A 19,253-nucleotide genomic window follows, 5' to 3' on the forward strand; every position below is an offset into this window, starting at 1 on the left:
CCATCACTTCGGCTGGTGGGAGAGACCTTCAACATCGTCGCTTCGTGCTACGTGTTGGAGGATTCCTTATGGATGTTTCATTGTTGACCTGGGTCATCACGATTGTGGTGATCCTCGGGCTGTTCGTCTTCGACTTTTTTGCGCACGTGCGGACCCCGCACGAGCCAACCCTGCGTGAGTCGGGTTTCTGGTCGGCCGTATACATCACCATCGCTGTGGTGTTCGGGCTCTTCGTCTGGTGGCAATGGGGCTCGACCTCCGGCGGGGAGTATTTCGCCGGTTACGTCACCGAGAAAGCGCTCTCGGTCGACAATCTCTTTGTCTTCGTTGTGATCATGACGAAGTTCGCGGTTCCTCGGGTGTACCAGCAGAAGGTGTTGTTGCTGGGCATTGTGATGGCCCTGGTGATGCGTGCTGGCTTCATCGCCCTCGGTGCGGCCGCGATCAACGCCTACAGCTGGGTGTTCTACCTCTTCGGTCTGTTCCTGCTGTTCACCGCCGTGAAGCTTGTCTCAGAGTCGGACGATCCCGCGGGACACGAAACCGCGCGCAATAGTCGCATTTCGCAGATCCTCAAGAAGTACTTCCGGGCCAGCGACACCTACGACGGTGACAAACTGTTCAGCAAAGTCGACGGCAAGCGCGTGATGACTCCGCTGTTGGTGGTCCTGATCGTCATCGGCTTTACTGACGTCCTCTTCGCGCTCGATTCAATCCCGGCGATCTACGGTCTCACGCAGGAGCCCTACCTGGTCTTCACTGCAAATGCCTTCGCACTGATGGGACTGCGCCAGTTGTACTTCCTGCTTGGTGGACTGCTTACCAAGCTGATCTACCTGTCGTATGGCCTGTCGTTGATCTTGGCGTTCATCGGCGCGAAGCTGATCCTGCATGCACTGCACGAAAACACGCTGGGCTTCATCAACGGCGGTGAACCGGTCTCTGTGCCGGAGATCAGTACCGGCCTGTCGTTGGCCGTTATCGGCGGCACACTCGTGGTCACCACGATTGCCAGCCTGGTCGTCAGTAAGCGCCGCGAGCAGAAATCGCTCGACTCGAACTCGACGCTATAGGTGCGCGATCATCCGCGTGTTGCCGAGGGTATTGGGCTTGACGTAGCTCAGGTCCAAGAACTCGGCGACACCGGTGTCGTACGAGCGGCACATCTCGTCGAAGACTTCTCGCGAGACTGGCGTTCCTTCAATCTCGACGAAGCCGTGACGGGCGAAAAAGGTTGTCTCGAAGGTCAGGACGAAAACGCGGTCCAATTCCAGTTCGCGCGCTACATCCATCAGACGGGCGACGATTTTGTGGCCGACGCCGCGCCCGGCGTAGGCGGTGTCGACGGCAACGGTGCGGACTTCTCCGAGGTCAGTCCACATCACATGCAGCGCACCGCAGCCGACGACCTGCCCGGCGACTTCGCCGACCCAGAACTCTTGGACCGACTCGTAAAGCGTGACGAGGTTCTTCTCAAGGAGAATTTCGCCAGCATAGATGTCGATGAGCTCTTTGATTCGGGGAACATCCGAGGTCCTGGCACGTCGGACGAGCACCGCGGTGGGCTCGCCGGTTCGCGGGTCGGGATGTTCAATCATCATGTTTCAAGGATAGTCGCAGGTAATCAATGCGCCCTTTGGGAGGGCCCGAATGCCAGGACGTTAGGCTTAACGACGTGACTGAGCCCGTACACCGAGCAATCGGCGATGATGCCGTACCGGTGCTGAACATCGCGAACGCATTAACTGTGTTCCGGATCGTGTTGGTTCCAGTCTTCGTGGTGGTGATGTTTGCCGACGGCGGAGATTCGACCGGATGGCGGATTGCAGCGTTTGTCATCTTTGTTGTCGCAGCCGTCACCGATCAACTCGACGGCAAACTGGCGCGGCAACTGAACCTGGTGACCGACTTCGGGAAGATGGCCGACCCGATAGCAGACAAAGCGTTAATCGGTGCGGCGCTGCTGTCCCTGTCGATCTTGGGCTTGCTCCCGTGGTGGGTCACGGTGGTCATCCTGGTTCGCGAAATTGGCGTTACCGCTTTGCGGTTCTGGGTGCTTCGGTACGGGATTATTCCGGCTAGTCGCGGTGGCAAACTTAAGACTTTGCTGCAATCGGTGGCCATCGGTTTGTTCGTCTTGCCGTTGACGGGCGCGTGGCATGTGGCCGCCTGGGTTCTGATGATTGCGGCGGTCGTGGCGACCATCGTGACCGGCCTCGACTATCTGTGGCGGGCGTGGTCCATGCGGCAGCGGCAGGAACCGTCGCCGGTCGAACGTAAGACGCCGGAATAGTCGCTTACCCCGGGGACGTTGATGATCAGTGGTGTGGAGCCGAAGTTTCCGGCGCGAGCGTCGCGAATGTCGGCGGCGATCGCCCCGTAATTCCGCTAGTCTCGACGGCACAGGCTTCTGGAATGAGCCGCAGGATTTTCAGAGAGATCGATGGCCCGCATTGCGGGTCGATGAATTGCAATCGTGAGGAGGTTCGCGCGTGACATTGCTCTTGCGTGAAGCGATTGGCGACGAGTTGCGCCGAGTTCGAACAGGTCAGGGACGCACGCTGCGTGAGGTCTCGACCGACGCGAGGGTCTCGCTCGGCTACCTGTCGGAGGTGGAGCGCGGGCAAAAGGAAGCGTCAAGCGAACTGCTGGCGTCGATTTGCGGCGCCCTCGAAGTCCCGATCGGCGATGTGCTGTTTCAGGTCGCGGGAGTGTTGAGCCCGGCCGGTACATCGATGATCTCGCCGGATACGCTCGTCGAGATTCCCGACACGGTCGGCGACCGTGTCGTCGAAGTGCCAGATACGGTTGTTGAAGTGCTTGCCCCCCAAGAAGTTTCGGTGGACGGCGCGGGAATTCCCGCGGCTCTCGCCGCCGCATAATCGACTGACCTGAACGCCGACAGCGCGTTCCGAGGAGTGTGGAAAACAGATGGCCAACCCGTTTGTGAAGTTCTGGAATTACCTGATGGCGCTCGGCAACGCGAAGATTGACGAGCATGCCGACCCGAAGGTGCAGATCCAGCAGGCGATCGAGGATGCGCAGCGCCAACACCAGGCGCTTTCGCAGCAGGCTGCCGCCGTGATTGGCAACCAGCGCCAATTGGAAATGCGTCTGAACCGGCAACTCGAAGAGATCGAGAAGTTGCAGGCCAATACGCGCCAGGCGCTCACGTTGGCAGATCAGGCGGCGACCGCTGGCGACGCAGCCAAGGCCACCGAGTACACCAATGCGGCGGAGGCCTTTGCGGCCCAGTTGGTGACGGCCGAGCAGAATGTCGAAGACCTCAAGACCTTGCACGACCAGTCGCTGCAGGCGGCGGGGCAGGCCAAGCAGGCCGTTGAGCGCAATGCGCTGCAGCTGCAGCAGAAGCTCGCCGAGCGCTCCAAGCTGCTCAGTCAGCTCGAGCAGGCCAAGATGCAGGAGCAGGTAAGCGCCTCGCTCAATCAGATGGGCGAGCTTTCGGCCCCGGGTAACACCCCCAACCTCGATCAGGTTCGGGAGAAGATCGAGCGCCGATACGCCAACGCCCTGGGTTCGGCGGAGTTGGCGAAGGGGTCGGTTGCCGGTCGGATGGCCGAAGTCGAGGCCTCTGGTGTGCAGATGGCGGGCCACGCTCGCCTCGAACAGATCCGCGCCTCCATGGGCGGGTCGCTGACGCCCGGGCAGTCGGCCGCCAATGCGCCGCAGGTCGAGAAGGGTGCGGCAGCGCCCGCACCGAATTCCGCGGAAACCAACTGACTCTTCAGGCTGTCGGCCGGTCACCGGCCGACAGACAGGGGCGCACACCGCTCACGGTAGCGATCGTGGCCGGATCGGACGCCGGGCACGCATTCCCGGCGCTCGCACTAGCAACCGCCTTTGCGGCGGGTGGTGACAAGCCGATCGTCTACACCGGCGAAAAGTGGGCAGCGGCGGGGGAGAGCTTCCACCTCGACGTCCGTCCACTGCCGGGGTTGGCGCCCCGACCCGGTGACGACGACGACGATGCCGGTGCCAAGCTCAGTGTTCGAGCTGCGCGCATGGCTTTGGAGTTGGCCCCGGAACTCGCGGCGGCTGACGTAGATATCGTCTTGAGTGACGCCATCACCCTGGCAGGTGGGTGGGCGGCCGAGTTGGTCGGAGTTCCATGGATCGAGGTGTCTCCTCATCCGCTCTATGACAACTCTCTCGACCTGCCTCCCATCGGTGCGGGCATGGTGCCGGGAACTGGGATCGGCGGCAAGTTTCGCGACATCGTCCTTCGGGCCGGGGCGAGCCGCTCGACCGCGAAGGGGCACCGGCAACGCGTGGCTGCCCGTCGCAGTATTGAACTGTCCGACGTGCCACAACCCATCGCCCGCTTCGTGGCGACACTGCCAGGGCTTGAATTAGCCCGGTCGGACTGGCCGGTCAATGCCCATCTGGTGGGTCCCTTACTGTTTGAACCCACGACGCAACTGTTCGACCGGCCCGCTGGTGAAGGTCCGCTGATCGTGGTCGCGCCTTCCACGGCGGCGACCGGCTCGGCGGATTTGGGGTCCGTCGCCCTCGCCGCTTTGGCGCGACTGCAGGCGTCCCGTCCGCTGCGCGTGGTGTATTCGGCACTCCACCCACCACAGGGGGAAACGATGCCGGAAGGCCTGGTTGCCGCGACTGCCCGCCAGGACGAACTGCTACCTGATGCAGCTCTCGTCGTGTGCGGTGCGGGGCACGGCATGCTGGCGAAGACGTTGATGGCTGGCGTGCCGGTGGTGACAGTTCCCGGCGGAGGCGATCAATGGGAGTTGGCCAATCGGGTGAACCGGATTGGCTGCGGCGTGCTGGTTCGTCCGGCCACCGAGGAGGCCTTGATGGAGGCGATCGTCGCAGTGCTCGACGATCCCGGTTACGTCGCAGCGGCGGAAGGTGTCGCGGCGACTGCGGCGGGTGTTGTCGATCCTGTGGTCGTGACTCATCGCGCCTATGCCGATGCGGTCAACGGGTATTACGCTGGTTGATCGCAAGCGGGGGAACTCTAGATCGTGAGGGGCAGTTGTGCGACTGACTGAGTTCACTGAGCTCGCCGAAGAGGAGTTCGGTAGCGAACGCATCGCCATGCTGCTCGAAGACCTGGTATTGACTGAGGTCGGAGGGCAAACTGGCAATGAGGCAATCGCCGCCGGGGTTGATCCCAAGCTGGTGTGGCGTGCGCTTTGCCGAGAGTTTGAGGTACCCGCCGAACGTTGGTAGAGCCAAGCCAATTTCGGCGTGTCGAATTGCTATCGAACATCTGTTCGCTATTCTAGAAAGTGGAACCGGAGCACGCTCTGGTGCGTCTAATTAATGACCGCGCGAAGCAGAATTGTCAGACCCTGCTCCTAATGTGTGGTCCGACAGCAAGAAAGCTCGACCACAACAGCTCGGCAACAGCAGTTCGATCCACACAGAGCACCCGGAGGAGAGAGAAGATGGCACCCACCAATGATCGGCAGAAGGCGCTAGATCTGGCGCTGGCCCAGATCGACAAGAACTACGGCAAGGGTTCGGTGATGCGCCTCGGTGAAGACACGCGCCCGCCGATGGAGGTCATTCCGACCGGCTCGGTCGCTCTCGACATCGCGCTCGGCATCGGTGGCCTGCCCCGCGGTCGCATTGTCGAGGTGTACGGCCCGGAGTCCTCGGGTAAAACCACGGTGGCCCTGCACGCAGTTGCCAATGCTCAGGCTGCCGGCGGTATCGCCGCCTTCATCGATGCCGAGCACGCCCTCGATCCGGAGTACGCCGCCAAGTTGGGAGTCGATATCGACGCTCTGCTGGTGTCTCAGCCCGACACCGGTGAGCAGGCGCTCGAAATCGCCGACATGTTGATCCGCTCCGGGGGTATCGACATCCTGGTTATCGACTCCGTGGCAGCGCTGGTCCCTAAAGCTGAAATCGAAGGCGAGATGGGCGACAGCCACGTCGGTCTGCAGGCACGCCTGATGAGCCAGGCCCTGCGGAAAATGACGTCCGGCTTGAACAACACCAACACCACCGCGATCTTCATCAACCAGTTGCGTGAGAAGATCGGCGTCATGTTTGGCTCGCCGGAGACCACGACCGGCGGTAAGGCTCTCAAGTTCTATGCGTCGGTCCGCCTCGACGTTCGCCGTATCGAGACGCTGAAGGACGGCACCGACGCGGTCGGCAACCGTACCCGTGTCAAGGTCGTGAAGAACAAGGTTGCTCCGCCCTTCAAGCAGGCCGAGTTCGACATTCTCTACGGCCAGGGCATTAGCCGGGAGGGCTCGCTAATCGACCTCGGCGTTGCCGAAGGCTTCATCCGGAAGTCGGGTTCGTGGTTCACCTACGAGGGCGACCAATTGGGGCAGGGCAAGGAGAACGCACGCAAGTTCTTGCTGGCGAATCCGGATGTGGCAGACGAGATCGAGAACAAGATTAAAGACAAGCTCGGAATTGGTCGTCCGGCAGTCGAGGCCGACGAGGTCGCACCCGAACCGGTCGAATTCTGAGGACCTAGCTCCGTGTGAGCTTGGTGTGCGCGATGGTTGACAGTAACAACACCGCGTCGCGTTCGGCCCGGCCCGGTCCGACTCCCTGGGATGTCGCGTTGCGACTTTTGGGGGTCCGTGCCCGGAGCCGGGCCGAAATGCGTCAGCGGCTGCAGCAGCGGGGCTTTACGTCCGACGAGATTGAGACGACCATGGGCCGACTCGAGAAGGCCGACCTCCTCAACGACGCCGACTTCGCCACGGAGTGGGTGCGGTCGAGGCATGCCACATCGAGTCGCGGGCAACTGGCGCTCAAACGTGAATTGCGAACAAAGGGCATCGCCGACGACCTGGCTGCCGAGGCCCTCTCGCAAATAGAGCCGGAAGACGAGCGGGCGAGTGCCCTCGCCCTGGCCCGCAAAAAGCTGAACGTGTCAGGGGAGGACCTGCACGATCACGCGCTACGCAGTAAAGCCTATCGTCGACTAGCGGGAGCACTTGGCCGACGAGGTTTTCCGCCGGACGTCATCGGCTCGGTTGTGAAGGAAGTATTGGACGAGGCCCGAGCCACGGATAGAGCGTGATTGCCATCCGAGACAAAACCGTCCCCCTCAGCTGCGGCTGAGGGGGACGGCTGCGTTCGTTAAGGTTTGCCGATGCGGGTGAAGCCGGGAACGTTCTCCATGGTTTCTAACTCGGCCACGTCCGGGTCGGGCGCATTCGTCTTGCGTCGCCCCTGGCGGAGACGCCGCTCAATGAAGCTGGCCAAGCCGGTGAGGCAGAAGTTGATCGCGATCATGATGACGGCGACTACCACCAGGGACGGCAGATAGTTTCCCCAGTAAGAAGCGGACGTAATACCGGAACGAACCACTTCGAGGTAGCCGAAAGCGTAGCCCAGAGCGCTGTCTTTCAACGCGATCACCATCTGGGAAATCAACGCGGGAAGCATCGCGGTCACGGCCTGCGGGAGCAGGATCATGCGCATCATCTGCGACTTCCGCAACCCGATTGACTGCGCAGCTTCGGACTGTCCGCGTGGAACGGCTTGGATCCCCGCTCGCAGGATCTCCGCAATGACGGACCCGTTGTACAGGGTCAGGCCGAAAACAACCGCCGCAAACGACAACTGTGAAGACGGCACCACCGCGTACTTGGCGAAAAGGAAGTACGCGAAGAACATCAGGATCAGCACCGGGATGGCCCGGAAGACTTCCACAAAGAAGCCGCTGACGATCCGGATCCATCGGTGGTCGGACATGCGGCCGACACCCAGCAGGGCACCGAGAATCAGGGCCAGGATGATCGAGACGATCGCGGCCTTCAACGTTCCCCACAGGCCAGGCAGTAGCCACGTAGTCCACGTTCCAGAGACTGTGAAAGGTTTCCACATCTCGGCGTCGAGCTGACCATTATCGGCGAGGATCTTGATGATGTAGGCAGCGATCGCGACTACGATCGCGACAAACACGACCGCCGTGATCCCGTTGCGGATCCGAGCCTTCGGACCGGGCGCATCGTAGAGAACTGTCGATTGATCACTCATCGCCGGACCGCCCATCGCTTGGCGGCCCAACCAAAGATCGCGCCCTCCGTGAGCGTGATGATCATGAAGCCGATCGCAATGATCGCGAAGATCACCAGGATTTGGTCACTGTAGGTTTCCAACTCGGTCTTCATCAGCAATGACGCCTCGGCAACACCGATGACGGAGGCGATCGTGGTGTTCTTGGTGAGCGCGATTAGCACTGAGCCGAGAGGCGCGATCACCGTGCGCAATGCTTGCGGGAGTACGATCAGCCCAAATACCTGCGTGAACGACAGTCCCAGCGAACGAGCCGCCTCCGCCTGGCCCAGCGGTACGGTGTTAAACCCGGCGCGGAGGGTCTCGCAGACAAAAGTGGCGGTGTACAGGATGAAGGCGAGGACGGCGAGCCGGAAGTTATTGTTCTCGATGAAGTGCGAGTTTTCTGGTGCCAGCGTCAGGCCCAAGTTTTGGTAGAGGCCGATGGAGCAGAAAAGCACGATAAGTGTCAGTGGGGTGTTACGGACGACGTTGACATAGACGGTCGCGAAGCCCCGCATCACCGGCACCGGCGAGACTTTCATCCCCGCGAGGATCACGCCCCAAATGAGGGCGCCGATTGCCGAAAAGAACGTCAGCTTGATGGTGATCCAAAAGGCGGGCCAGATCGCCGGGCCCATGCTGGCCCATAATTCAGACATTTAGGCGCCTCCTTCGCAGGGAGTTGACGGTGCGGTCAGGAATGCGATGTCCCCGACGTCGGGAAAGAGTTGATACTGCGATCCGGGAGCATCGGCGCGTGCGATCCAAGCGTTCACCGTCTCGTTGCCGAGTGAGTCGCGGAGCGCCACGCTCCACGGCGACTTATCGGTGCCCGGTGCCGGCTGAAGCATGGCTTTGAGTGCGGTGTTGACCTCGGTGACGGCGGCGGGGTAGTTCTTGGCCATGCCGATTCCGTAGCGTTCTTTCGAGAACGGCTGCCCGGCTTTCTTCTGCGTGTCGTTGACGCAAGCGTCTTTCGGATAAGTCATCGATACGAGCTTGAACTCGCCGGGGTAGCGGGTTGAGTAGCCCGCGAGGATCGTTTCGTCGGTGGTGAGGGCATCAATTTTGCCTCGTCGGAGGGCTTCAACACACGACGAGTAGGAGTCGAATTCCTGCAACTGCACACCGGGAAGTTGCTTCTTCACGTTCTGGGCCGAGGTAGAACCGCTGACCGAACACAGTTTCTTGCCGTCATTGAGGTCGGCGAGGGTGGTGATGGAATCGTCATCGTCGCGAACCAATAGACCCTGGTAGGTGATGAGGTATGGTCCCGCGAAATCGACCTTCTTTGCGCGACTGGCACTTATCGAATAGGTTGCGGCGATCATGTCGACTTCGCCGTTCGCGATGAGCGTCTCACGCTGCGCCGATGGTGTTTCACGCCAGGTGATTTCCGGGTGCGGAACGCCGAGACGGTCTGCGATGTTGTTGACGACAAATTCGGAGACGGTGGCGTCGAAGCCGGTGACCTTCCCGTCTGGCCCTTGCTGGCCCATACCCGGCTGGTCGTATTTGGTCCCAAGTACGACGTGGCCGGATTTGATGGACTCGACAAGATTCCGCGGTTCAGAACTGCCACAGGCGGTCAGCAGTGCGGTCAGGACGGTCAGTGCCGCCCCGATGATCAGGATTGACGCCAGCGGTGATCGCCCAGGGTGCCGTCGGCGGCCTGTATTTCTCTTTCTCTTGCCAGGCTGGCTGTGGCCCTGTTTGTAGCGGCCCAGTTGGTTGGTATCGGTCACCGGTCAGCCTCCAAGAATCTTCGACAGGAAGTCCCTGGCGCGCTCGGACTTCGGCGCGGTGAAAAATGACTCCGGGTCGGTGTCTTCGACGATCTGACCGTCGGCCATGAAAATGACCCGGTCGGCGGCCTTGCGGGCGAAGCCCATTTCGTGGGTCACCACGACCATCGTCATGCCCTCTTTGGCGAGAGACACCATCACGTCCAGGACTTCGCTCACCATCTCGGGGTCGAGTGCGGAGGTAGGTTCGTCGAACAGGAGGACTTTGGGACTCATCGCCAACGACCGGGCGATGGCGACGCGCTGCTGTTGACCGCCCGACAGTTGCGCCGGGTACTTGTCCTTCTGGGTGCCAACACCGACGCGATTTAAGAGTTCGATCGCCCGCGCTGTCGCATCGGCCTTGGACGCCTTTCGTACTTTCAACGGGCCCAGGGTCACATTTTCGAGAATGGTCTTGTGTGAGAACAAGTTGAACGACTGAAACACCATGCCGACGTCGGCGCGGAGCTTTGCCAGATCACGACCTTCCTCGGGTAGAACGACGTTCTCGATGCGGATCTCGCCGCTATCTATTGGTTCCAGCCGGTTGATGGTGCGGCAGAGCGTCGATTTTCCGGAGCCGGACGGTCCAAGGACCACGACCACCTGCCCGCGCGGAACCTCAAGGTTGATGTCTTGGAGCACATGGAGATCGCCATAGTGCTTCTGCACGTTGGTCATTGAGATCATTGGTGCGGCATTCGTATCGGCCATGGGTACAACGTAGTTGGCCGTTCGACGGGGTGTGGGCATTTGGGAGTGCGGCATGGCAACGATTTCCCTGGAGCCGAAGCCGGTTGTTTAGTTCCGTGACCCCGGTGTGACGTGGGCTGATTTGGCACGGCACGTAACCTGGAGGGGTGAGTGTTGAGGCCCCCAACGTAGCGACAACCGAGGATGCGGTGAGTTCTCCGCGTTCTTTCACGGTCCGGACCTACGGATGTCAGATGAACGTGCACGATTCCGAACGGATCGCCGGCCTACTGGAAGACGCCGGATACATCGCCGCGGAGAACGCCGACGACGCCGACCTGGTGGTTTTCAACACGTGTGCGGTGCGTGAAAACGCCGACAACAAGTTGTACGGCAATCTTTCGAACCTGGCACCGGTGAAGGCCGACCGGCCGGGCATGCAGATCGCCGTCGGTGGATGCTTGGCGCAGAAAGATAAAGACACCGTCCTGAAGCGTGCTCCGTGGGTCGACGTCGTTTTTGGTACCCACAACATTGGTTCGCTTCCGGTGCTGTTGGAACGCGCGCGCCACAACGAGGAAGCCCAAGTAGAGATCCTCGAATCGCTGGATCGGTTCCCGTCGACGTTGCCGGCCCGACGTGATTCCGCCTATTCGGGCTGGGTGTCGGTATCGGTCGGCTGCAACAACACATGCACCTTCTGCATCGTGCCGTCGTTGCGCGGTAAAGAAGTCGATCGTCGCCCGGGCGATGTTCTGGCCGAGGTGCAGGCACTCGCCGACCAAGGAGTCCTCGAAGTTACCTTGCTCGGCCAAAACGTGAACGCCTACGGGATGTCGTTCGCTGACCCCGACATCCCGCGGGATCGCGGTGCGTTCGCCGATCTGCTGCGCGCCTGCGGCAAGATCGATGGTTTGGAACGCGTCCGATTCACCTCGCCGCATCCGGCGGAGTTCACCGACGATGTCATCGACGCGATGGCCGAAACTCCGAACATCTGCCCGCAACTTCATATGCCGCTGCAATCGGGATCTGATCGCGTCCTCAAGGCGATGCGCCGCAGCTACCGCAAGACCAAGTATCTGGGCATCCTTGAGCGGGTACGCGACGCGATGCCGCATGCCGCCATCACCACCGACATCATCGTCGGCTTCCCCGGTGAAACGGAAGAAGACTTCGCCGAGACCCTGGACGTCGTTGAAAAGGCGCGATTCTCCAGCGCCTTCACTTTCCAGTATTCGCCGCGCCCGGGAACTCCCGCAGCAACGATGCCCGACCAGGTGCCGCCGGAAGTGGTGACCGAGCGCTACCAGCGGTTGATCGCGCTGCAGGAGCGGATTTGCTTGGAAGCCAACACTGAACTGATTTGCACCGAAGCGGAACTGTTGGTCTCTGCCGGTGAAGGGCGTAAAAACTCGGCAACCGGCCGCATGACCGGCCGCGCCCGCGACGGTCGACTGGTCCACTTCCAAGCCCGAGGTCTCGGTGCCGTGGACGCCAGCACGATCCGTCCAGGTGACGTGGTGACTGTCGCTATCACCGAAGCGACGCCCTACTTCTTGATCGCTGACAGTGGGGTCGCGACGCATCGTCGGACGCGTGCTGGCGATGCATACGAGGCTGGCACCACGCCGACGACGCCCCCCGTCGGGGTGGGACTCGGGATGCCGTCGATCGGTGCGGTCCCCGCACCGGAACCCGTCACCGGTTGCGGAATTGCGCCAGCCACGTAACGACCCGGCATTTCGAAGGCGCTGCATTTTCAGAACACTGGGCTATCCAAGGACACTGCGATGAGTAGGAACGTGATGAGCAAGGAAGACATGGAAACCTTCAACCAGTACGAGAAGGAACTCCGAAAGGCCGAGAAGAAGGTCGCGGGGGAGATCGATCCCGGAGCGCGCGCCATGGTCGTGGCCGCCTGTGTCCTGCTGGCCATGCTCTCGCTGGTGTTGCCGCACGCCGGTAAAGCGACGGGCCTCGACGTCATCACCATGTCGCAGACGGCGCACGACGAGCACATTAAGCTGCCGTCGCAGATCTTTGTGTATCTGCTCGTCATCTTCGCGATCGGCTTCTCGAGCCTGGCATTGCTTACCCGTCGCTGGATCCTCGCGTGGATTGCCCTGTGCGGCACCGCAGTTGCCGCAGTCGCGGGCATGTTGGCCATTTGGACGCGCAACACCGTCGGTGTCGGCGAAACCGTCAAGCCTTCAGGCGCTGGAGCGGGCCTGATCCTCGGCTGGTTCGTCACCATGGTGCTGGTGTTCCACTGGGCGCGAGTGGTGTGGAACCGCAGCACCTACCAGTTGGCCTTGGAGCAGCAGCGTCGTGCCGAAGCCGCCGATCGCGAAGCATTCGGCCTGTCCCTGCAGCGCCCGGTTGCCCCGAGCAGCAAAGCCAAGGCCGCGCAGGCGAAGGCAGACGAGGTCAAGAACGACAACGCTGACACCGGTGCTGACGCCGCAGGCGACGACACCACCGGGACCAACGGCAAAACCAAGGACGACTAGCCAACGCAAAAGCTTGGAGTTGCTGATCCTGCTAGCAACTCCAAGCTTTTGTTGTGCTCGGGATCGACCTACCGGTCCGAAATCGCCGAGTGGGCGGCGTTGGCCCACTCTCGCCACTGCGACGCCTGCTGACGCAGGTCAGCGGCGTCACGGTCCTTGCCCGCAGCGGCAGCCTTGTCGGCCTGTTCGTCGAGCTTGTCGGCTCGCTCGGAGAACTGTGCGGCGCGGGCCTGGGCCTCCGGGTCGGTGCGCGTCCAGTCGGCATCTTCCTCGTCGCGAAGGCGCTTTTCCAGGGCGCGTGCCCGCGCTTCGAGCTTATGCATCTGCTCGCGCGGAACCTTGCCGATCTCGTCCCACGACTCGCGGAACGTGCGGAAGTCGCGTCGCGCGGCCTCTAGATCCTCGGCCGGTTTGATCTTGGCCTCGGCCTCGTCGAGCAGCGCGATCTTGGCCTTCGCATTCTCGGTGAACTCGGCGTCGCGCTCATCATTGACCGCATTGCGCGCTTGGAAGAACACATCCTGCGCTGCTTTGAAGCGAAGCCACAGGGCCTCGTCGGTGTCCCGCGGTGCCCGACCCGCAGCTTTCCACTCGGTCAGCAGATCGCGGAACTTGCCAGCAGTCGGACCCCAGTCGGTTGACGTCGACAGGGCTTCAGCCTGTGCAATCAACTCCTCCTTGCGCGACTTAGAGCCGGCGCGGTCTCGGTCGAGTTCGGCGAAATGGGCTCCTCGCCGGCGGTTAAAGGCATCGCGGGCCTTTGAGTAACGGCGCCACAGGGCATCGTCGGTCTTGCGGTCGATGCCCTTGATGGTCTTCCACTCTTCGAGAATCACGCGGAGGCGATCGCCTCCCGATTTCCACGATGTGCCTTCGGACCCGATGCGTTCGGCCTCGACAGCGAGTGCTTCTTTGCGTTCAATCGCCGACGCTCGCGCCGACTCTCGCTGGTCGCGAACTTCCTTGGCCACGTCGTCGGCACCGGCAACGATGACTTCCAGCCGTGCGGAAAGCGAGTCCACATCGCCGATGACCAGTGCCTCCGGTAAGTCGGCTAACAGATGTGCCGCGCTCGCCTGAGTTTTCCGCGGGTCCCCGGAACGGGCGGCCAAACGCTCCTCAAGAATTTCCACCTCGGTCGCCAAATCGGCGAACTTGCGGGAGAAGTGAGCAAGCCCTTCTTCGGGGGTACCTGCCTGCCACGAACCGATCTGGCGCTCGCCAGAGGCAGTCTTGAGCCACACGGAACCATCGGCGTCGATTCGCCCGAACTTCGTCGGGTCGCCAATGGGCACCGGATGAACCGGGACCGCAGGAATGGGTCCGCCCGGTATCGGCGCAGTAGCGGTCGAACCGGGTCGGGGGCCGGGTCGGGGGCCGGGCCGAGGCACTGGCTTAGCTGACGTACCGGAAGCTGCGGGAGCCGAGGCTGCCGGAGTGTCCGCGGATTCCGAGACGGTCTTCTCGGTCGGGTCGGTCGGGTTGGTCATTGCATACCTCATAAATCATCTTCGCCGCGCGTCACGGCTGCCATGTCACTACGTCGTTCATTCAAGCAGGCCATGGGCCGGTTGTGTGGTCACCCCGCAACATTGATTTGCACGCGAGTTGCTGACATTGGTGTGCTGGCAGTTCCCGCATCACCGACCCATGGCGGCACCGACGGGATGCCACCGGTAGCGTCGACGTCGTGTTGGCACTGGTTGCGATAGTCCCGAGCGCGCCGCTCTTGGTCCCCGAACTCGCCGGTCCGGCGGCTGTGGAGGCCGAGGCGGTCCGTGGCGCCGTACGGGAGGTGGCCGATCAGTTGGCGTCGGCGGCTTCGTCGTGGATTGCAGTTGGCGCGGCGGATCTCGCCGGGGGAGCGCGCGGTTCAATCGATTACTCAGGAACCGGAGAGTTCGGTGCCTACGGCGTGTCCGTGCCGGTCAATTTAGGTAAAAAAGGTGAATCGACCGGCTCGCAGCCGCTGCCGTTGTCGATGCTTATCGCCTGCTGGATTCGCGGCGAGGTCGCGCAGGACATTTCGATTACCCCGTTTGTCGTCGACCCCGAAGCATCGCCTGCCGAGTGCGCGGCCCGCGGTCGCGAGTTGGCCGCGCTCCTTTCGGCAACGCCGGAACCGGTCGGCGTGCTCGTCGTCGCTGACGGTTCCACGGCCTTGAGTTCGTCGGCTCCGGGCGGCGGCCTGCGCGAGAGCGCCGTCGAACTACAGCAGATGATTGATACGGCGATTGCCGCCGCCGACTGCGAAGCCATCACCGAACTCGACCCTTCCGCATGCGCTGTCGAGGGGGTCGGTGGTCGTGCTGCTTGGCAGACCGCGGCTGCGGCTTGCACAACGCCGCTTGCCGCGAAGGTCGATTACTGCGCCGCACCGTTTGGTGTCGGTTACACGGTCGCCACGTGGACTCCGGTGGGATGCCCTCCCGTGGACGGTGGTGCCCGGTGATCACGCCCATTGCAGTGGTTGGTCCCACGGCAACCGGAAAATCCGATCTCGCACTCGACCTCGCGGAAGCGTTGGGGGGCGAGATCGTCAACATCGACTCCATGCAGCAGTACCGCGGTATGGACATTGGTACCGCCAAATTGCCCGTCGACCAGCGGCGCGGCATCCCACACCACCAACTTGATGTTCTCGACGTGACCGAAACGGCAACGGTCGCGCGCTACCAACTCGCCGCCGCCGCCGACATTGACCGACTGCTGGCCGCTGGAAAGGTTCCGGTCATCGTCGGCGGGTCCATGATGTACATCCAGGGACTGCTGGACGACTGGCGGTTTCCGAAAACAGACTCCGAGGTGCGCGCCAAATACGAGGCGATGCTCGCCGACATCGGGCCGCTCGCCTTGCACGACAAACTCGCCGAGGTGGATCCGGTGGCGGCGTCGACAATCCTCGACTCCGATGGACGACGCATTGTGCGGGCTTTGGAGGTCGTCGAAATCACCGGTCAACCCTTTGCGGCGTCGGCCCCGGTGATCGGGGCGGAACCGCGCTGGGGCACGAAGATCCTCACTCTCGACCGAGATCGAGAAGCGCTCGACGCGCGCATCGAACTGCGCACCGCCACGATGTTCGCCGACGGCTTCGTCGACGAAGTGGTCACCCTTGTCGATCACGGGCTCCGAGACGGCGCGACAGCCTCTCGCGCTATCGGCTACGCGCAGGTCCTTGCCCACCTCGACGGCGAGTACGACGCGGCCGAAGCCGAACAGCGGACATTTTTCGGCACTCGACGCTATGTGCGCAGGCAGCGGTCTTGGTTCCGGCGGGATCCACGCGCGGTATGGCTTGACGCCGCCGATCCGGATCTGCTGTCAAAGGCCCTTGACGCAGTCCGCGTACCCTGACTGTGTGAACAATGCGCCCACCTTCAGCACCCCTGCGCTGACCTTTGCGAAAGGTCACGGAACACAGAACGATTTCATCCTTCTCCCGGACCACTATGCGCAGATCGACCTGACCGAAGAACTCGTCGCGGCCCTGTGCGACCGTCAACGCGGTCTTGGCGCCGACGGTGTGCTTCGGGTGGCGACCGCCGGCGCACTGGTCGCCGAAGGCGTGCTCAGCGAGTTGCCCAGGGGAGTGTCGTCGGTTGACTGGTTCATGGACTACCGCAACGCCGACGGATCCATTGCTGAAATGTGCGGCAATGGGGTCCGGGTCTTCGCGCATTACTGCCACCGGGAGCAACTGGTCGATGTGGATAGTTTTACCGTCGGTTCCCGTGCGGGCGGACGTCGCGTGCAGATTCATTCGGCATCTGACAGCGACGCCGATGTGAGTGTAGAGATGGGACAGATCACCCTTCGCGGTACCAGCGAAGTCGGGATCGGGGGACTGCATCTGGCCGGTGAGGCCGTCGACGTCGGTAACCCGCACTTGGCGTGCATTGCCGACGGATTAACCGTGGAGGCACTCACGGCGCTCGACCTGACAACCGGCACCGACCTCGACTCGGCAATGTTCCCGCACGGGGCGAACGTGGAAATCCTGACGCCTCTGGTGACCTCCGTCGACGATGCCGCCGACTTCCACGCCTACATGCGGGTTTTTGAGCGAGGCGTCGGTGAAACTCGTTCCTGCGGAACAGGTTTGGTTGCCGCGGCGGCTGCGGCGTTGGCGGGTATCGATCGATCGGAGGGCGCGGTGGCGATCACCATTCCCGGTGGCGACGTGCTGGTCACCGTCGCCGACGGTGGTGCCGTGCTGCGCGGACCGTCGCGGCTGGTGGCGCGCGGCGAACTCCTTCCCGGGTGGGGCGACTGACCCGCAGAAGTAATTGGGATGCATTCGTCTGCCGAGTCCAGGCACAATGGATCTCATATGACTGAACTGAGTAACACCTCGCACCTGCCCGGGAGCAACTATGTCGACGGTGGGGACCACGTCAGCGGTGCAGGTACCGACGATGCGCACACCGGTGACGTGTACGACGATTTCGCTGACGACAGCGCCATCGAGTTTGCCGAACGGGGATCCGACGGCGATGACGGTTCCGGTGGCGAGACCGTCGAGTTTGCCAACGGTCGGGCCGCAGCATCGGCGTTCTCGGTGCGAGACCTTCGTCCCACACCGACCGTTGGAGACTTTCAGCTCGACGAACGCGCCTCACTGCAGCGCGTCGTCGGCCTATCTACTGAGCTCGAAGACATCACCGAAGTCGAATACCGCCAACTCCGGCTGGAGCAGGTGGTGCTCGTTGGTGTGTGGACCTCCGGCAGTGCCGCCGCAGCGCGTGCCAGCATGGCCGAGCTCGCCGCCCTCGCCGAGACCGCAGGATCACAAGTTCTCGAAGCTCTGATCCAGCGTCGCAGCAAGCCTGATCCTGCCACCTACCTCGGGTCCGGCAAGGCTGAAGAGCTCCGCGAGACGGTGATCGCTACCGGCGCCGACACCGTGATCTGCGACGGTGAACTGACCCCCGCCCAGTTGACCGCGCTGGAGAAGGTCGTCAAAGTCAAAGTCGTCGACCGGACCGCCCTAATCCTCGACATCTTCGCTCAGCACGCGACATCGCGCGAAGGTAAAGCGCAGGTCGCACTGGCGCAGATGGAATACATGCTGCCGCGTCTACGCGGCTGGGGCGAGTCGATGTCGCGTCAGGCTGGCGGGCGCGCGGGCAGCAATGGCGGTGTGGGCCTGCGCGGTCCCGGTGAGACGAAGATTGAAACCGATCGTCGTCGTATTCGTGAACGCATGGCCAAGTTGCGCAAGGAAATCCGCGGCATGAAAACGGCCCGGACAGTCAAGCGCGCGGCTCGCCGCCGCGGCGGGGTCCCGGCGTTAACCGTGGTTGGCTACACCAACGCCGGTAAGTCGAGCCTGGTCAACGCGATGACGGGGGCTGGCGTGCTGGTTCAAGACGCCCTGTTCGCCACGCTGGATCCGACCACCCGCCGCGCACAACTGGCCGACGGCCACGAAGTGGTGTTCACGGACACCGTCGGCTTCGTGCGTCATCTGCCGACGCAACTCGTCGAAGCCTTCCGCTCCACCCTGGAAGAAGCGGTTGATGCGGACCTGCTGGTTCACGTCGTCGATGGGGCCGACGCCTTCCCCGGAAATCAGATTTCGTCGGTGCGCAAGGTCCTCAGTGAAGTGCTCGCCGAGGACGGTCGACAGTCTCCGCCGGAAATGCTGGTTATCAACAAGATCGATGCCATCGACGGCAACACGATGACCGCGCTGCGCGGCGAGTTCCCGAACGCCCAGTTCGTGTCTGCGCAAACCGGTGAAGGCCTGGACGAACTGTTTGCCGCGATCTCGGACTTCCTGACCCGCGACGACGTGGAAGCGACGTTGCAGGTGCCATTTTCCCGGGGCGAAGTAGTTTCCCGGTTGCATCAGCACGCGCATGTTTTGGACACCGAGCACAACGCCGAAGGCACCCGCGTGCATGTGCGGATGCCTTCGGCGTTGGCTGCCGAGTTCGACGACCTCAGGGTTTAGGTTGGGCTACTCGGCGTCAAGGTCTTGTGCGACTAGTGCCGCGATCTGATCGACCGCAGCTTGATCGTCGCTGGCGACGGTGACCGCAGCGCCCTTTCCAGCGCCGAGTGTCATGATCATGAGCGCGCTTCCAGCGTCGACCGGATCGCCTCCATCGACGGCGAGGGTCACGGGAACTCCGAGCGCGGCCGCCGCCTCGGAGATCACGGTGGCGGGACGGGCGTGCAGACCAACGGCCGATCCGACGGTGACGGTAGTGCTTGGCATGTGTGTGCCTTTCTG

21 protein-coding genes are annotated in these 19,253 nt (G+C 62.4%); 14 read left to right on the plus strand and 7 right to left on the minus strand.

Annotated features, from left to right (window positions below):
* The first annotated feature begins 68 nt into the window (after positions 1–68).
* The gene (locus WBA38_RS10385) at positions 69–1,073 is read left to right on the plus strand and encodes a TerC family protein (RefSeq protein ID WP_424294550.1); all 1,005 of its coding nucleotides are present in this window, start codon (positions 69–71) and stop codon (positions 1,071–1,073) included.
* On the opposite strand, the gene WBA38_RS10390 is transcribed toward WBA38_RS10385, so the two are convergent.
* Positions 1,068–1,601 carry an amino-acid N-acetyltransferase gene (locus WBA38_RS10390; RefSeq protein ID WP_424294551.1) on the minus strand — a complete coding sequence of 178 codons (534 nt, stop codon included), beginning with the start codon at positions 1,599–1,601 and terminating at the stop codon, positions 1,068–1,070. The genes WBA38_RS10385 and WBA38_RS10390 overlap by 6 nt on opposite strands.
* 26 nt (positions 1,602–1,627) lie before the next feature.
* Here WBA38_RS10390 and pgsA point away from each other — a divergent pair, with 26 nt between their 5' ends.
* From pgsA to WBA38_RS10425, 7 genes are all read left to right on the plus strand, one after another.
* The gene (pgsA, locus tag WBA38_RS10395; RefSeq protein WP_424294552.1) at positions 1,628–2,293 is read left to right on the plus strand and encodes a CDP-diacylglycerol--glycerol-3-phosphate 3-phosphatidyltransferase; all 666 of its coding nucleotides are present in this window, start codon (positions 1,628–1,630) and stop codon (positions 2,291–2,293) included.
* 199 nt (positions 2,294–2,492) lie between these two features.
* A complete protein-coding gene (locus tag WBA38_RS10400; RefSeq protein WP_424294553.1) occupies positions 2,493–2,882 on the plus strand; it encodes a helix-turn-helix domain-containing protein in 390 nt (129 codons plus the stop codon).
* A 49-nt stretch (positions 2,883–2,931) separates the two neighbouring features.
* A complete protein-coding gene (locus tag WBA38_RS10405; protein ID WP_424294554.1) occupies positions 2,932–3,741 on the plus strand; it encodes a PspA/IM30 family protein in 810 nt (269 codons plus the stop codon).
* A gap of 65 nt (positions 3,742–3,806) precedes the next feature.
* The gene (locus WBA38_RS10410; RefSeq protein WP_424294555.1) at positions 3,807–4,979 is read left to right on the plus strand and encodes a glycosyltransferase; all 1,173 of its coding nucleotides are present in this window, start codon (positions 3,807–3,809) and stop codon (positions 4,977–4,979) included.
* 37 nt (positions 4,980–5,016) lie between these two features.
* On the plus strand, positions 5,017–5,211 hold the full coding sequence (locus tag WBA38_RS10415) for a DUF3046 domain-containing protein (RefSeq protein ID WP_424294556.1): 195 nt from the start codon (positions 5,017–5,019) through the stop codon (positions 5,209–5,211).
* A gap of 218 nt (positions 5,212–5,429) precedes the next feature.
* Positions 5,430–6,473 (plus strand): recombinase RecA, encoded by a 1,044-nt coding sequence (gene recA, locus WBA38_RS10420; RefSeq protein ID WP_424294557.1) that lies wholly within the window; start codon positions 5,430–5,432, stop codon positions 6,471–6,473.
* Positions 6,474–6,505: 32 nt separating this feature from the next.
* Positions 6,506–7,036 (plus strand): regulatory protein RecX, encoded by a 531-nt coding sequence (locus tag WBA38_RS10425; protein WP_424294558.1) that lies wholly within the window; start codon positions 6,506–6,508, stop codon positions 7,034–7,036.
* Positions 7,037–7,095: 59 nt separating this feature from the next.
* Here the strand turns inward: WBA38_RS10425 and WBA38_RS10430 are convergent, their stop codons facing one another.
* From WBA38_RS10430 to WBA38_RS10445, 4 genes are all read right to left on the minus strand, one after another.
* Positions 7,096–7,998 carry an amino acid ABC transporter permease gene (locus WBA38_RS10430; RefSeq protein ID WP_424322654.1) on the minus strand — a complete coding sequence of 301 codons (903 nt, stop codon included), beginning with the start codon at positions 7,996–7,998 and terminating at the stop codon, positions 7,096–7,098.
* Positions 7,995–8,678, minus strand: a complete 684-nt coding sequence (locus tag WBA38_RS10435; protein ID WP_424294560.1) for an amino acid ABC transporter permease — start codon at positions 8,676–8,678, stop codon at positions 7,995–7,997. Before WBA38_RS10435 ends, WBA38_RS10430 begins: the two co-directional genes overlap by 4 nt.
* The gene (locus tag WBA38_RS10440; protein WP_424294563.1) at positions 8,679–9,662 is read right to left on the minus strand and encodes a glutamate ABC transporter substrate-binding protein; all 984 of its coding nucleotides are present in this window, start codon (positions 9,660–9,662) and stop codon (positions 8,679–8,681) included.
* A gap of 105 nt (positions 9,663–9,767) precedes the next feature.
* Positions 9,768–10,496 (minus strand): amino acid ABC transporter ATP-binding protein, encoded by a 729-nt coding sequence (locus WBA38_RS10445; RefSeq protein WP_424322664.1) that lies wholly within the window; start codon positions 10,494–10,496, stop codon positions 9,768–9,770.
* Between the two features lie 170 nt (positions 10,497–10,666).
* Between WBA38_RS10445 and miaB the strand changes: the two genes are divergently transcribed.
* Both miaB and WBA38_RS10455 read left to right on the plus strand, forming a co-directional pair.
* Positions 10,667–12,232, plus strand: a complete 1,566-nt coding sequence (miaB, locus tag WBA38_RS10450; protein ID WP_424322655.1) for a tRNA (N6-isopentenyl adenosine(37)-C2)-methylthiotransferase MiaB — start codon at positions 10,667–10,669, stop codon at positions 12,230–12,232.
* Positions 12,233–12,292: 60 nt separating this feature from the next.
* On the plus strand, positions 12,293–13,012 hold the full coding sequence (locus tag WBA38_RS10455) for a hypothetical protein (protein WP_424297098.1): 720 nt from the start codon (positions 12,293–12,295) through the stop codon (positions 13,010–13,012).
* 68 nt (positions 13,013–13,080) lie between these two features.
* On the opposite strand, the gene WBA38_RS10460 is transcribed toward WBA38_RS10455, so the two are convergent.
* Entirely contained in the window at positions 13,081–14,502 is a 1,422-nt protein-coding gene (locus tag WBA38_RS10460) for a DUF349 domain-containing protein (protein ID WP_424322656.1), read from the minus strand.
* A 200-nt stretch (positions 14,503–14,702) separates the two neighbouring features.
* Here WBA38_RS10460 and WBA38_RS10465 point away from each other — a divergent pair, with 200 nt between their 5' ends.
* From WBA38_RS10465 to hflX, 4 genes are read left to right on the plus strand one after another with little or no spacing between them, the layout of a single operon-like run.
* Entirely contained in the window at positions 14,703–15,464 is a 762-nt protein-coding gene (locus WBA38_RS10465) for a hypothetical protein (protein WP_424322657.1), read from the plus strand.
* Complete coding sequence (miaA, locus tag WBA38_RS10470; RefSeq protein WP_424297100.1) at positions 15,434–16,369, plus strand: tRNA (adenosine(37)-N6)-dimethylallyltransferase MiaA; 936 nt, start codon at positions 15,434–15,436, stop codon at positions 16,367–16,369. The genes WBA38_RS10465 and miaA overlap by 31 nt, the downstream gene beginning before the upstream one ends.
* A 4-nt stretch (positions 16,370–16,373) precedes the next feature.
* Complete coding sequence (gene dapF, locus WBA38_RS10475) at positions 16,374–17,288, plus strand: diaminopimelate epimerase (RefSeq protein WP_424297092.1); 915 nt, start codon at positions 16,374–16,376, stop codon at positions 17,286–17,288.
* Between the two features lie 57 nt (positions 17,289–17,345).
* Entirely contained in the window at positions 17,346–18,971 is a 1,626-nt protein-coding gene (hflX, locus tag WBA38_RS10480; RefSeq protein ID WP_424322658.1) for a GTPase HflX, read from the plus strand.
* A 6-nt stretch (positions 18,972–18,977) separates the two neighbouring features.
* Here hflX and WBA38_RS10485 read toward each other — a convergent pair whose 3' ends face one another.
* On the minus strand, positions 18,978–19,238 hold the full coding sequence (locus tag WBA38_RS10485) for an HPr family phosphocarrier protein (RefSeq protein ID WP_424293245.1): 261 nt from the start codon (positions 19,236–19,238) through the stop codon (positions 18,978–18,980).
* Positions 19,239–19,253: the final 15 nt, after the last annotated feature.

The organism is Gordonia sp. (in: high G+C Gram-positive bacteria), assembly GCF_049647785.1.
GTDB lineage: Bacteria > Actinomycetota > Actinomycetes > Mycobacteriales > Mycobacteriaceae > Gordonia.